The 13,091-nt window shown below is 65.2% G+C and carries 17 protein-coding genes and 1 pseudogene; 9 read left to right on the top strand and 9 right to left on the bottom strand.

What is annotated here, in order from left to right; genetic code table 11:
* Positions 1 to 62 precede the first annotated feature (62 nt).
* Positions 63 to 509, bottom strand: coding sequence for a hypothetical protein (locus I6F09_RS05185; protein ID WP_225187613.1), 447 nt, complete (start codon positions 507 to 509; stop codon positions 63 to 65).
* 75 nt (positions 510 to 584) lie between these two features.
* Here I6F09_RS05185 and I6F09_RS05180 point away from each other — a divergent pair, with 75 nt between their 5' ends.
* From I6F09_RS05180 to blaOXA, 4 genes are all read left to right on the top strand, one after another.
* Entirely contained in the window at positions 585 to 1,376 is a 792-nt protein-coding gene (locus I6F09_RS05180; protein WP_225187612.1) for an ATP12 family protein, read from the top strand.
* Between the two features lie 56 nt (positions 1,377 to 1,432).
* Positions 1,433 to 3,034 carry a flagellar hook-length control protein FliK gene (locus tag I6F09_RS05175; protein WP_225187611.1) on the top strand — a complete coding sequence of 534 codons (1,602 nt, stop codon included), beginning with the start codon at positions 1,433 to 1,435 and terminating at the stop codon, positions 3,032 to 3,034.
* Positions 3,031 to 3,294, top strand: coding sequence for an EscU/YscU/HrcU family type III secretion system export apparatus switch protein (locus tag I6F09_RS05170; protein WP_025036968.1), 264 nt, complete (start codon positions 3,031 to 3,033; stop codon positions 3,292 to 3,294). The genes I6F09_RS05175 and I6F09_RS05170 overlap by 4 nt, the downstream gene beginning before the upstream one ends.
* A 74-nt stretch (positions 3,295 to 3,368) precedes the next feature.
* On the top strand, positions 3,369 to 4,187 hold the full coding sequence (blaOXA, locus tag I6F09_RS05165; protein WP_225187610.1) for a class D beta-lactamase: 819 nt from the start codon (positions 3,369 to 3,371) through the stop codon (positions 4,185 to 4,187).
* Between the two features lie 48 nt (positions 4,188 to 4,235).
* Here blaOXA and I6F09_RS05160 read toward each other — a convergent pair whose 3' ends face one another.
* The 3 genes from I6F09_RS05160 to I6F09_RS05150 all read right to left on the bottom strand — a co-directional run bounded on the left by I6F09_RS05160 (position 4,236) and on the right by I6F09_RS05150 (position 6,112).
* Positions 4,236 to 4,673, bottom strand: coding sequence for a hypothetical protein (locus I6F09_RS05160; RefSeq protein ID WP_225187609.1), 438 nt, complete (start codon positions 4,671 to 4,673; stop codon positions 4,236 to 4,238).
* Positions 4,674 to 4,864: 191 nt separating this feature from the next.
* Entirely contained in the window at positions 4,865 to 5,455 is a 591-nt protein-coding gene (locus tag I6F09_RS05155; RefSeq protein ID WP_225187763.1) for a hypothetical protein, read from the bottom strand.
* Between the two features lie 255 nt (positions 5,456 to 5,710).
* On the bottom strand, positions 5,711 to 6,112 hold the full coding sequence (locus I6F09_RS05150; RefSeq protein ID WP_225187608.1) for a DUF4260 domain-containing protein: 402 nt from the start codon (positions 6,110 to 6,112) through the stop codon (positions 5,711 to 5,713).
* A 140-nt stretch (positions 6,113 to 6,252) separates the two neighbouring features.
* Between I6F09_RS05150 and I6F09_RS05145 the strand changes: the two genes are divergently transcribed.
* Positions 6,253 to 7,785, top strand: coding sequence for an acyl-CoA carboxylase subunit beta (locus I6F09_RS05145; protein WP_128264731.1), 1,533 nt, complete (start codon positions 6,253 to 6,255; stop codon positions 7,783 to 7,785).
* A gap of 110 nt (positions 7,786 to 7,895) precedes the next feature.
* Positions 7,896 to 8,243, top strand: coding sequence for a hypothetical protein (locus I6F09_RS05140; protein ID WP_225124914.1), 348 nt, complete (start codon positions 7,896 to 7,898; stop codon positions 8,241 to 8,243).
* 120 nt (positions 8,244 to 8,363) lie between these two features.
* On the opposite strand, the gene I6F09_RS05135 is transcribed toward I6F09_RS05140, so the two are convergent.
* Positions 8,364 to 8,516 (bottom strand): hypothetical protein, encoded by a 153-nt coding sequence (locus I6F09_RS05135; RefSeq protein WP_193374987.1) that lies wholly within the window; start codon positions 8,514 to 8,516, stop codon positions 8,364 to 8,366.
* 75 nt (positions 8,517 to 8,591) lie between these two features.
* Positions 8,592 to 9,245 (bottom strand): glutathione S-transferase family protein, encoded by a 654-nt coding sequence (locus I6F09_RS05130; protein WP_225157150.1) that lies wholly within the window; start codon positions 9,243 to 9,245, stop codon positions 8,592 to 8,594.
* A 130-nt stretch (positions 9,246 to 9,375) separates the two neighbouring features.
* On the opposite strand from I6F09_RS05130, the gene I6F09_RS05125 reads away from it, so the two are divergent.
* Positions 9,376 to 9,690 carry a hypothetical protein gene (locus I6F09_RS05125; protein ID WP_157280536.1) on the top strand — a complete coding sequence of 105 codons (315 nt, stop codon included), beginning with the start codon at positions 9,376 to 9,378 and terminating at the stop codon, positions 9,688 to 9,690.
* 142 nt (positions 9,691 to 9,832) lie between these two features.
* Positions 9,833 to 10,120, top strand: a complete 288-nt coding sequence (locus tag I6F09_RS05120; RefSeq protein WP_225147659.1) for a twin-arginine translocation signal domain-containing protein — start codon at positions 9,833 to 9,835, stop codon at positions 10,118 to 10,120.
* 152 nt (positions 10,121 to 10,272) lie between these two features.
* On the opposite strand, the gene I6F09_RS05115 is transcribed toward I6F09_RS05120, so the two are convergent.
* The 3 genes and pseudogenes from I6F09_RS05115 to I6F09_RS05105 form a co-directional block, all read right to left on the bottom strand.
* On the bottom strand, positions 10,273 to 10,524 hold the full coding sequence (locus I6F09_RS05115; protein ID WP_036011098.1) for a hypothetical protein: 252 nt from the start codon (positions 10,522 to 10,524) through the stop codon (positions 10,273 to 10,275).
* A 195-nt stretch (positions 10,525 to 10,719) separates the two neighbouring features.
* A pseudogene (locus I6F09_RS05110) lies at positions 10,720 to 11,729 on the bottom strand (alpha/beta hydrolase).
* A gap of 179 nt (positions 11,730 to 11,908) precedes the next feature.
* Positions 11,909 to 12,607, bottom strand: a complete 699-nt coding sequence (locus I6F09_RS05105; RefSeq protein WP_225132582.1) for a winged helix-turn-helix domain-containing protein — start codon at positions 12,605 to 12,607, stop codon at positions 11,909 to 11,911.
* A gap of 158 nt (positions 12,608 to 12,765) precedes the next feature.
* Between I6F09_RS05105 and I6F09_RS05100 the strand changes: the two genes are divergently transcribed.
* A complete protein-coding gene (locus I6F09_RS05100; protein ID WP_036011128.1) occupies positions 12,766 to 13,074 on the top strand; it encodes an NIPSNAP family protein in 309 nt (102 codons plus the stop codon).
* The last annotated feature ends 17 nt before the right edge of the window (positions 13,075 to 13,091 follow it).

Below are 13,091 nucleotides of genomic sequence, written 5' to 3'. Positions count from 1 at the left end.
GCGCGCTTCGCGCGGACCCGGTGGCTCGCAATGACGGTGTGGAGACAGCGGTGGTTGCCACTTCAATTCCGAAACTGCTCCAGAAACATCCGCAAGGAATCGTGCGGGCTCTCGACATCGGTGATCAGCCAACCCTCGGGTCCGTTGACTAGGACGAAATTCAGCATCACCCGGCGGCCGTGATTGTCGAAATTCGCCGCGACATAGGTCTTGTCGTATTGCCTGCGGGCGACCACGATCGTAACAGGGCCGAGCTTCCAGCTTGAGCTCTGCACCAAGAAATCATAGGGCGCGACTCGCGGTGTGCTCCAGGCCTTGCGCAATGGCGGATCGAAGAACTGGCGGGCAGTCACGGCATCCCGCGGCAACCCCTTCGACAGCTCCGGCGCCCCTTCGCCGTAATGGGCATAGACGTTGCGGACCAGCGATTCGGGGGTGCGGAAGCCGGCCTCCGCCCCGGCCAGCCAAAATCCTGCCAACAAGGCTCCAACGCCCGCAAGTTCCCTCATGCCCGCCGCTCGCTTTATCGGCCGCCGGTCTTATCTTAGAAGCCTAGCATCCAGCGACCGGGACCGAAAACTCACATGCGCGAATTGTTCGAAGAAGCAGCAAGGCAGCCCGCGCCGGATCCCCGGGAATCGGCGCGCGCCTCTGCGCGCACGCCCCTGCGCAAGCGCTTCTACAAGGACGCCGGCGTCGCCGACGCCGAGGGCGGCTTCGCCATCACGCTCGACGGCAAGCCGATCCGCACGCCCTCCGGCCGTCTGGTGGTGATCCCCTCGCGCGCGCTCGCAGATGGCGTCGCCGCGGAATGGGCCGCCCAGGGTGACATGATCGATCCCGTGACCATGCCTTTGACGCGCATCGCCAACAGCGTGGTCGAGGGGGTCGTCGATCGCGTCGAGCTCGTCAGCGACGACCTCGCCAAATATTTCGAGTCTGACCTGCTGTTCTATCGTGCCGGCCATCCTGAGGGACTGGTCGCCCGGGAGGCCGCGCATTGGGATCCTGTGCTGTCCTGGGCGGCGCAGACGCTGGGTGCGCATTTCATCCTGTCCGAAGGCGTCATGCACGTGAAGCAGCCGGACGAGGCGGTGAAGGCCGCACGGGCCGCGCTGCCCGGCGACCCCTGGTCGGTCGCCGCGCTCCACATGGTGACCACCCTGACCGGATCGGCGCTGCTCGCGCTGGCGCTGGACCAGGACGTGCGCGATGCCGACCAGGTCTGGGCCGCCGCCCATGTCGACGAGGACTGGAACGTCGAGCAATGGGGCTTGGACGAGGAGGCGGCCGCCCGCCGCGCCGCCCGCCTGAAGGATTTCCAGGCCGCTGCGACGGTTCTGGCGGCGGTGAAGCCGCCGGCCGTGCCAGGTTAACGAGAGGTTTACGAGGCAGCGGTTACGGTAGCCAGCATTCCCCTAGGGCTGCCGAGATGCCGACGCCGGTCACCCCCATCGCTCCCGTCAACGCTGCCAGCCGCCCGGCTGATGCGGCGACGCCGGATCTCGTGCTGCAAGCCGGCAGTGTCGTCGATGCCAGGGTGGTCAGCGTGCTCGCCGACAATCTGGTGCGGATCGCGATCGCCAACCTGGCGATGGACGTGATGTCGGAGGTGGCGTTGACGCCGGGGCAGAATCTCCAGCTCGCGGTCTCGCAGAGCAACGGCACCATTCGCCTCGCGGTCATGGGCGGGGCGGGCGAGGCGGCGGGAGATCAGGTCACGCTGACGCCGCGGGCGGCCTCGCTGGTGGACAGCCCGCCGCTGGCGCCGTCGGTGGCCACGGCACGGAACACCCTCACTCCGTCCGAGCAGGTCGCCGTTCAGACGGCCTCTGCCGACGCCGCGACCAAACAGGGCAGCCAGGCAGCGCTGTTCGCCAACCTGGCCTCCGTCGTGACGAACAGCAAACTGCCCGCAGGGCTGAAGCAGGCGGTGCTCGATGTGCTGGCGCAGCAGACGCCGCTCAACACCGCCCTCGACGGCGGCGATATCGAATCCGCGTTCCAGAAGTCAGGGCTGTTTCTCGAGGCGTCATTGGCCGCAGGCACAACGCCGTCCTCCGGCACGATCCCGGACTTGAAGGCCGCTCTGCTGGTGTTGCGCCAGACCCTGGCATCGACCTCCGGCGCGCCGCAAGCAACTGCGCCAGGTGTGGCGCTGCCGGCGAGTGCTGCGGCAACGACGCAGACCGCAGCCTCCGCGCTGGCGGGCGAAACGGCCCAAGCGGCGTTGCCGGAACTCGCCCAACCGGCGCAAGCGTCGCGCGGTGCGCTCGCTGTCGCCGTGCTGGCCCATGCGGCGGGGAACAATCCGCAAGCCTTGGTGTCGCGCACCATGTCCGGGGGCCTTGCCGCGAGCCTGCTGCAGGAGGTCACGGAAAACCTGCCGCGCCTGACCGGCAACGTGCCGGGCTCCAACAAGTCCGTGCCGGACGCCCATATCTTCGAGGCGGCCGCACACCCGACACCTCCACCGGTCCGCGGTGCGCTGCCGGCGCCTCAGTCCATCGCCGCGCCGTCGCTCGCACCGGATACGCCGCTGGCTGCGACCGTGCATCGTCTGCTCGATGACACCGATGCCGCGATCGCGCGGCAGACGCTGTTGCAAATTGCCTCGCTTCCCGATCGCACCGACGCCAGCGGCCACCGCATCGATCCGGCCGTGCCGCAGTGGAATTTCGAGATTCCGTTCGCGACCCCGCAAGGTACCGCGATGGCGCAGTTCGAGATCTCGCGCGACGGCGGCAATGAGTCGGACGATCCCGCCAAGCGCGCCTGGCGCGCGCGCTTCTCGCTCGATGTCGAGCCGGCCGGACCCGTGCATGCGCTGATCACGCTGAACGGCGACAAGACCTTCGTTCGGATGTGGGCGGAGCGGCCGGTCACGGCGCAGCAGCTCCGCGCCGGCATCGGTGAGCTCAGCCAGGCATTGACGAAGGCCGAGCTCAAGCCCGGCGATATCGTGGTCCGCGACGGCACGCCGCCGGCTCCGGCGCCCGCTCGCGCCGGCCACTTCCTGGATCGCGCCACATGAGCGATCCCTCCAAGCTCGCGATCGCGCTGCATTACGAGAAGGGATCTGGCGCGCCCGTCGTCGTCGCCAAGGGCAAGGGCACGATCGGCGAGAAGATCGTCGAGATCGCCAAGGCCCACGACATTCCGATCGAGGAGAACGAGGTTCTGGCCGGCGCGCTGTCGAAGGTCGAGCTCGGCGACGAGATCCCGCCAGATCTCTACAAGGCCGTCGCCGAGGTGCTGGTGTTCGTGCTGCGGCTGTCGGGCCGGGGGCGGTAAACACAACCTGTCATCGTTTCAACACTTAGCGGCTGCATGGTCGCGCTGGTTTTCGCTGCTCACGGATATCGCTTTTGCTGACCCGCCGTTCCACCCTCGGCCTCCTCGCCGCAACCGCGATCCTGCCTCGACGCGCGCGCGCCCATGTCGCGCCGCCGCGCAATGAAATCCGCGACGCTCTTGCAAAGCGCTTCACCGACCTCGGCACGTCGGGCACCTTCGTCGGCTACAAGGTCGAGGACTATCTGATCGTCGCCAGCGACAAGGAGCGCTCGGGTGAGGGCAAGTTGCCGGCCTCGACCTTCAAGATTCCCAACTCGCTGATTGCGCTCGAGGCCGGTGTCGTCACTGACCCCGACAAGGACGTGTTTGCCTGGGACGGCGTCAAGCGGCCGATCGAGACCTGGAACAAGGATCACACGCTGCGCAGCGCGATCGCGGTGAGCGCGGTGCCGGTCTATCAGGAGATCGCGCGCCGCATCGGCGAGGTGCGTATGCAGCAATATGTCGACGCGTTCGACTATGGCAATCGCGAGATCGGCGGCGGCATCGACCAGTTCTGGCTCACCGGGGCCTTGCGCATCGATCCGGTCGAGCAAGTCGATTTCGTCGACCGGCTGCGCCGCCGCGCGCTGCCGATCTCGAAGCGCAGCCAGGATCTCGTCGCCGACATCCTGCCGGCGACCAAGGTCGGCGACGCCGTCATCCGCGCCAAATCTGGTCTCCTGGGCGCCGAGCGCGGCGAGCCGTCGCTCGGCTGGATGGTCGGCTGGGCCGAGAAGGGCGAGGCACATACCGTGTTCGCGCTCAACATGGATTGCAAAGAGCCACGGCACATCGAGGCTCGCATGACGCTGACGCAAGCCTGCCTTGCCGAGATCGGCGCGATCTAGCGCGACCGTGTGGTTGATGGAGAAGCAACCCGATCCCACACGGTCAGCTTAAGCGCGCGGTTGCAGATCAGCCGGCACCTGAACCTCGGTCGTCGCAATCAGGCGCCAATCGGCGAGCGCGGCCAAACGGTGGGGCTCGGCCTCACGCCGGTAATCGGAGCTCAAGACGATCGCTCGAAAGGTCGCGAAGGCAGGGTAACGGACGATTGCGGCGTCGTGCCAGGCTTCGCCTTGCGCGGCCACCAGCAGAGCTCCGACAGATCCAAGCCAAGTTGGCCTGACCCCTTGCGGAGTCGCGATCTTGCGAAATGCGGGGACATAGCGCGTAAAATAGGCTTCGCAGCCGCTACAGGCCGGAAGCTCGGACTTGTCCCGGTACAAGGCCTCATTCCGATAACGGAGAAGATTGATCATGAAGATAGGTTGATCTCCGGGCAGGCTCGAGCCTGCCATCGCGAGTGATGCATTATCGATATCGACGAACATTGTTCTCTCCGGTCGTGGGTTCTTGCTGCGCTGATATCGCTTTCGAACGCCCGGCCTTGTAGTGGATTCGGTGTCACCGCTATGATGACGTCATGGCAACACCACGCAGCCATCGGCAACTCCTCGGCTATTCCGAGCGCCAACCCGGCGGTCCAGCTCGAGCTGAAAGTCGACGATTTCGGGGACGGAGTTCAGGCGTTGTCGGGTTTTGCCGTGAGCGCCCGGTCAATCGCAAAGCCGCCGATCTCGCTCATGGCCTGCGAGATCGGATCACCGCGCCGGGCAAAGCCGCTGGAGAGATAATCGAACTGCGTCCGCGCCAGCCGCAGCACTTCGATCGGCACCGAGACCGCGGTCTCGTTGAGGCTGTCGACGGAGGCGCGCAAGCTGTCGAGCTCCGTCGTGAGCTTGCCGATATGTCTCTCGGCATGCTGCATCAGCTCGAGCAGCTTGCCGCGCTCGGCATCGAAGGCGGCGCGCTCGGCTGCGGTCGCGGCGGTGAGCTCGGCGAGCTGTGCCCGCAGCGCCGCGATCTGGCCGACCATGGCGTCGGAGGCGAGTTCGGCGGACTCGCGCAGCTCGGCGTTGCGCGTGCTCTCTTCCTGCGCCTGATGATAGAGCCGCTCGGCCGACATCGCCCGCTGGCTCAGCGTCTCGATCATGCTGGCTGCGCGCAGCAGCATCTCGCCGTTCCGCCCCGACACCATGCCGGCCATGCGGCGCAGGAAGTCGATCGTTTCGGACGCTGGGTTCGGCGGCAAGCGGACGACCGTCGCGGACATCTCGGTGATGCCAGTAGGTAGACGCTGGAGCCAGGGCATGATGATCACCGCCGTACCGACTGGGCTCACGCAACATTCGGCGCCTGATCTGACTCGGAGCAAGCCTGAATCGGTTGGCCCGGTCAACCTGCTGGTGCGGCAAATAAGGTCTCGTAGCCCGGATGGAGCGCAGCGAAATCCGGGGGGAGCGCGTCCTTTATCGTCCCGGATTACGCTGCGCTCCATCCGGGCTACGCACTCAGCCGAGATGAGAGATCAGGAGTCCCTCCGCCCAATCCGCCCCAGGTGGGTGAAGCCGAATCCGGCGGAATATTTCAGGCCGTAGCCGAGCGCCCGGTCGATGCCGATATGGGCAAGCCAGATCAAGGCGATGGAGAGGGTGAGGGGCGAGGCGAGGGCGAAGCCCAGCGTCAGCAGCGCCACCGGCACCAAGTAGCTGTGGGCGGCGTTGTAGACCATCGCGCCGAACCTGGCGTCGGACAGGTAGGCCAGGAAGCTCAGATCGGGTACGAAGAACAGCAGCGCAAACACCAGCCACGACCCGTCCCAGGCCGCATAGAGCGTCACCATCCCTGCAAACAGGGTGAGGCCCTCCAGCCGCAGCAGGATGTTGACGCCGCCTGTTGCAGCGCCCGTCTCGGCCGTTCCTCCGCTCACGCTCGCCTCCTGGGCAAAACTTTGTAATTCCTTGCGCTTTCCCGCTACGGCAGGGCAGCCCTGCGACGGCGAAAGCGGCTTTCCGGGCCGCAAAATGCCGTGTTAGAACCCGCCCATCACTTAAGAACTGGCGGGAGCAAATGAAACACATCCTGGACGCCCTTGAAGATCGTCGTGCCGGCGCAAAGCTCGGCGGCGGGGAGAAGCGCATCGAGGCGCAGCACGCCCGCGGCAAGCTGACGGCCCGCGAGCGCATCGAGCTTCTGCTCGACAAGGGATCGTTCGAGGAGTTCGACATGTTCGTCGAGCACCGCTCCACCGAGTTCGGCATGGAGAAGAGCAAGGTGCCGGGCGACGGCGTCGTCACCGGCTGGGGCACCGTCAACGGCCGCAAGACTTTTGTGTTTGCCAAAGACTTCACGGTGTTCGGCGGCTCACTCTCGGAAACGCATGCGCTGAAGATCACGAAGCTCCAGGACATGGCGATGAAGGCGAGGGCGCCCATCATCGGCCTCTATGACGCCGGCGGCGCCCGCATCCAGGAAGGCGTCGCCGCGCTCGCCGGCTATTCCTACGTCTTCCGCCGCAACGTGCTTGCCTCGGGCGTGATCCCGCAGATCTCCGTCATCATGGGCCCCTGCGCCGGCGGCGACGTCTATTCGCCTGCGATGACCGACTTCATCTTCATGGTGAAGAACACCAGCTACATGTTCGTCACCGGCCCGGACGTCGTGAAGACCGTGACCAACGAGGTCGTCACCGCCGAAGAGCTCGGCGGCGCCTCGGTGCACGCCACGCGCTCCTCAATCGCCGACGGCGCCTTCGAGAACGACGTCGAGACCCTCTTGCAGATGCGTCGCCTGATCGACTTCCTGCCCTCCAACAACACCGACGGCGTGCCGGAATGGCCGAGCTTCGATGACATCGAGAGGGTCGACATGTCGCTCGACACGCTGATCCCCGACAATCCGAACAAGCCCTATGACATGAAGGAGCTGATCCTGAAGGTCGTGGACGAGGGCGACTTCTTCGAGATCGCCGAAGCCTTCGCCAAGAACATCGTCACCGGCTTTGGTCGCATTGCCGGGCGCACGGTCGGCTTCGTCGCCAACCAGCCGATGGTGCTGGCCGGCGTGCTCGACAGCGACGCATCGCGCAAGGCGGCACGCTTCGTCCGCTTCTGCGACGCCTTCAACATCCCGATCGTCACCTTCGTCGACGTGCCGGGCTTCCTGCCCGGCACCGCGCAGGAATATGGCGGCCTGATCAAGCACGGCGCGAAGCTCCTGTTCGCCTATTCGCAGTGCACCGTGCCGCTCGTCACCATCATCACCCGCAAGGCCTATGGCGGCGCCTTCGACGTCATGGCCTCCAAGGAGATCGGCGCCGACATGAACTACGCCTGGCCGACCGCCCAGATCGCCGTGATGGGCGCCAAGGGCGCGGTCGAGATCATCTTCCGCAGCGATATCGGCGACCCCGACAAGATCGCCGCCCGGACCAAGGAATACGAGGACCGCTTCCTGTCGCCGTTCATCGCCGCCGAGCGCGGCTATATCGACGACGTCATCATGCCGCACTCGACAAGAAAGCGCATCGCGCGGGCGCTGGCGATGCTGAAGGACAAGAAGACGGAAATGCCGGCGAAGAAGCACGACAATTTGCCGTTGTAATAGGAGGTAGCCCGGATGAGCGCAGCGAAATCCGGCCCTTTGCCGAGGTCCCGCATGTCGCTTTGCTCATGCGGGCGACAGGCTCCTTCTGATTTGGCACGCTCGATCCAATGACCGAAGACGATCCTTCCGACGAAATCTCCGACATCGAAGATCGGATCGAAGAGCTCGCCGAGATCGCTGAGCGGTGCCGCAAGTACATCCTGGCGTCCAAGATCGCGATCGGTGGCGGGGCGGCGCTGCTGCTGGTGACGATCCTCGGTCTGTTCGGATTTGGTCAGACTGCCGCGCTCGGATCGATTGCGCTGGTGCTCGGCGGGATCGTCTCGCTCGGCTCGAATGTCTCGACGTTGCGGCAGACGGACGAGGCCATCAGTGCTGCGGAGGCGCGGCGTGCGGCGTTGATCGGCAGCATTGACCTCAGGGTCGTTGCCGATGCGCCGCTGAAGCTGGTGTGAGGTGTAGGGTGGATTAGCGAAGCGTAATCCACCAAGGTGTGCGTCATCGGATGGAGAAGTGGCGGATTACGCTATCGCTAGTCCGCCCTACGCATCAGACGCCTCCAGCGCCAGCAAGCCTCACGCGGCCTGCTTGACTGTCAGCTCCGACAATTCGGCGCGGCATTCGGCGGCGTAGGCCTGGAGCCGGTCGGCGGTCTGCCGGTCGAGGATGGCCTTGGCCAACCGCTCGGCGCGGGCGATCTGTCGCTTGAGATATTCGATGCGGACCATGGGTCACCTGTCGAATTGAATCGTTCCGATGCCGGCGACTCTATGCCAAGCACAGCATCGATTATGTGAGGTGCATCACGCCCCGCGCGCCTTATCCGCCGCGGCGAAATGCGCCAGCTGGTCGGCGTGGGCCTTGGCGAACGCCGGACGTCCGGTGGCGCGCGCGACGTAAGCGCGGCAGGCAGGACTATCCGTCAGCCCGTTGAAACCATCGACGACGCGCAGCACGTCCGCCATCAGGATGTCGGCGACGGAGAAGGAGCCCGCCAACCATTCGCGGCTGGCCAGCACCGCCTCGAGATGCTTGAGCCGAAGCTTGAGGAAGTCGTCCACGAATTTCCATGCTGCCGTGTCGGTCGGATGTCCCATGAATTTGGACATGCCCCAGGGCAGGCTGGCCATCTCCACCGAATTGAGCGCCGCGAACACCCACTCCGCCGCTTCAGTGCGGCCGCGCTGATCCTTTGGCATCAGCCTCTCGCTGAGGCCGCCGAGATGCAGCAGGATCGCGCCGGTCTCGAAGATCGAGAGGTCGCCGTCGGTCAGCCACGGAACCTGGCCGAACGGCTGGTGGGCGAAGTGCGCGGGCCCGCGGTCGTCGAATGGCACGCTGGCGACGCGATAGGGCAAGGCGGCTTCTTCCAGCGCCCAGCGCACGCGGAAGTCACGCACGAAGCCTCGCGGCGCTGCGGGAACCCAATCGAAGGTGGTCAGGGTGAGCTCGGCCATTTTCTGTCTCCGTGTCCTGGTTCGATGCAAAGGACGAACGAAGAGCGCCCGTTCCGACATCCAGGCCAACTCTTTTTGTCGCCGGCGGCTTAACCGGCTAGGCTCGCCCCAAACAACAGGAGGAAATCCGATGCCAGCAGCCTTCTTCGTCGTTCGCGCCGTCGTCTCCGACGCCGAAAAGCGCGCTGCGTTCGACCGGTGGTACGAGACGGAACACTTGCCCGACGCAGTGAAGGCCTTCGGCGTGAGCAAGGCGTGGCGGTTCTGGAGTCTCGACGATCCCTCGCTGCACCAGGCGATGTATCAGTTCGACGACGAGGCCAAGCTGAACGCGATGCTGAAAGGCGACGCGCTGAAAAAGCTCGTCGCCGATTTCAACCGCGACTGGCCCGACGTGAAGCGCTCGCGCGAGACGCTGGTGCTGGCGCAGGAGTTTGCGACGTAGCGAGGTCCTGTAACCCGGACGGAGTTACGAATTCTTCATCTCGGCTCGCATGAATCTGAACGCCGGCTTCAGCTTCGGTTCATGGCGTTGCGGCGACATTCCTTCTGCATCACGGGTACGATGATCCAAGAAGGAAGAAACGATGGAGCGCCGGAACTTTTTGAAACTTGCCTTGGGATTGACGGCGGGCGCCGCTGCCTTCGCCGCGACCGCGGCACAGGCCGCGCCGCTGTCACCGCAGCCGCTCGCTGATCCCACTCACGCGCCGCAAGGCAATCCCGACGCGCATCCCGCTGTCACGACCAGTGAGGAAGCTGCGCAACTCGCTCCTGAGCAGGTTCACTGGCGTGGGCGTGGCCGCCACTGGGGCTGGCACCGCCGTCATTGGCGCCGGCGTCACCGGCGCTGGCGCCGCCGCCATTATTGGTAAGCTCGCGACCATTCGCGGACTCAACGGGGATCGCCGCTGGCGGTCCCCGTTTCGATTCTGCAGACGCCCGGCTCCGTGGGCGAAAGTCAGAGCGCCAAAAGAAAATGGCCGCGCAGCGGGTGCCGCGCGGCCATTCTGGAGTGCGAAGAAGATCAGTAAGGACGGCAGCGGCCGGCGTACCAGCGGAAGCCGTAAGGGCAGACGCGCGCGCGGGGCACCACGACGACCGGTGGGGCGACCACCACGGGGGCGGGGCGCACGACGACCGCGCCACGCATCGGGCGGCACTGACCATAGGGGCCGCGATAAAACCCTCGGCCGCAGCCCTCGGCGGCGCTGGCCGCCTCGCTGAAACCGACGACGGCCGCGCTGGCGAGCATGACGGCGGCTAACAGGTATTTCATTTTTGATCTTCCTTCTCGTCCTGGGGGCAGGCTTAGGGGGATGGCGCTTGTGGCGCACAATGAATCAACAGACACGATTCGACACGTTAAAATTGGAGAAACGTGCCGGCACGTTGCGATCCAAACCTGCCAATCATGACCTGAATGCGGCATGAACGTTCCCCGCATCTGGTCCCGGACGACACGCTGGTGTCGCTAGCGGCCGAGAAAGCCCAGCACCAGTTCCTTGTACGTCTCCGGCGCCTCCAGGAACACGAGATGGCCGGTGCCGGGGATCACCTCGGCCCGCGCGTTCGGCATCTTCGCGGCGAGCTGCTTCGCAAGCTCTGCGTTCTGCCCCATCTTGGCCCGCAGCGCCTCCGGCGCGAGCGGCCGGCCCGGCGCGTTGTGGTCGTCCGCGCCCATGATGAACAGAGTCGGTGTCGCGATCAGCGGGATCTCGTGCGCCACCGGTTCACGATAGATCATCTGGCCGGAAGAGACGAAGGCGCGCAGCCAGCGCGGATAGTCCGGGCTGCCCTTGATATTGAAGCGGGCCTCGATGAACGGCGTGATCGCCTCGGCCGGCAGCTTGATTGCGTAATTGGTCTGGAGCTGCTTGCGATAGCGGTCGGCGGTGAGCTTGTCCTCGGTCTCGATCATCTTCTCGGTCGGCGTCGGCGGCACGTAGAGGCGGTAGTCCTCGAGCCCGATCGGCGCGGTCAGCACCAGATGGGCGAGCGGTCCGGATAGGCGCGAGCGATGCGCACGCCGAGCATGCCGCCGAGCGAATGCGCGACGATCTCGGCCTTGTCGATTTTGAGGTGATCGAGCAGCGCAATGGTGTTGCGCGCCAGATTGTCGAAATGCAGCTCGCCCGCCGGCTTGGAAGACTTGCCGAAACCGACCTGGTCCGGCACCACGACACGAAAGCCGGCCTCGCTCAGCATCTTGATCACGGGCGCCCAATAGCTCGACGGAAAATTGCGCCCGTGCAGCAGCACGACGGTGCGGCCGTTCGGCCGTGCCGCGGCGACATCCATATAGGCCATGCTGAGCTGCTCGCCGTCGTTGACGACGGGGAGCAAGTGCACGGGGTAAGGATAGGCAAAGCCTTCGAGCGCGATGCCATAGGGCTCGCGGGGCGTGGCATCGGCGGCGTAGGTCGATGTGAGTTGGAAAGTAAGAAGGGCGGCGGCGAGCGCGGCCAGGAAGATGCGGTTCATCACGGTCTCCGTCATGCCCCGGGCTTGTCCCGCCTGCGCGGCCGAAGCCGCTTCGGCGAGGCGAAGGCCCGGGCATCCACGTGCCAGCCGCAATAAAGACGTGGATGGCCGGGTCAAGCCCGGCCATGACGAGAGTGCACATTCACACGCAAACGTGCGATCTCACAGAGCTTGTGTGATCAGTCCTTCCCATTCGCGAACAGCGCAGCGAACTGCTTCTCGCCGGTACGGGTGAAATTCACGATACGGCTGCCGGGCGTGGGATCGCGCGCGGCCCATTTCAACTCGGCGAACCGTTGCATCATGGCCGCGCCCAACGTGCCGGCGAGATGGTGCCGCCGCTCGCTCCAGTCGAGGCATGCCTTGCAGACCGGGCGGCGCGGATGGCTGAGCATGTCGGGCGAGATCTGCAGGTGCTTCACAAGAAAGCGCTCGCCTTCGGCGGTCAGCTCGATCTCCTGCTTCCTCTGCCTGACCAGATGTCGCTCGCGCAAAGAGTCCAGCATCTGCACGCCGAGATCGCCGGCGAGATGGTCGTAGCAAATCCGCGCGCGCCGCAGCGCAGGGTCCTTCGGCCCGGTGCGCACGCGCATATGGCCGGTCCGCGCGGCAAGGCCGGCGAGCCCCTCGAGCACGCCGGCGACGTCGTCGTCGGTGAGGCGGTAATAGCGGTGGCGGCCCTGTTTCTCCGGCTCGATCAGGCCGCCGGCCTCGAGCTTCGACAGATGCGAGCTTGCGGTCTGCGGCGTGATGCCGGCCTCCTGAGCCAGCTCGCTCGCCGTGAGCGCACGGCCGTTCATCAGCGCCGTGAGCATGTTGGCGCGGGCGGGATCACCGACCAGCGAGGCGACCATGGCGATGTCGGGTCCTGATTTCATGCTTCGATGGTAACCGAAGCGTTGCAGTCGGGCAAGCGCGTAGCGTGTCACCAAGTCGTCATTGCGAGCGTAGCGAAGCAATCCAGACTGCGTCCGCGGAGGGACTCCTGGATTGCTTCGCTACGCTCGCAATGACGGCGAAAACAAAGGAGCCCATTATGTCCGTCACCGTCTTCATCCGCTATCAGCTCGATCCCTTCAAGCGCGCGCAGTTCGAGGAATATTCGAAGCGCTGGCTCACCATCATCCCCAGATGTGGCGGCGAGTTGATTGGCTACTTCATGCCACATGAGGGCACCAACAACATTGCGTCGGCCCTGATCTCGTTCGAGAGCTTGGCCGCCTATGAAGCCTATCGCAAACGGCTGCGCGCCGATCTCGACGGTATGGCAAACTTCAACTTTGCCGAGGCGGAGAAATTCATCCTCGCCGAAGAACGCACCTTCCTGCGCAAGGTGGTATTGTAGGCCGACCAACAGCAGGA

It is taken from the genome of Bradyrhizobium sp. IC3195 (genome assembly GCF_020193585.1).
Lineage (GTDB): Bacteria > Pseudomonadota > Alphaproteobacteria > Rhizobiales > Xanthobacteraceae > Bradyrhizobium > Bradyrhizobium yuanmingense.
Note: the sequence above shows the minus strand (reverse complement) of the source record. Positions and strands in the feature narration are given on the sequence as shown.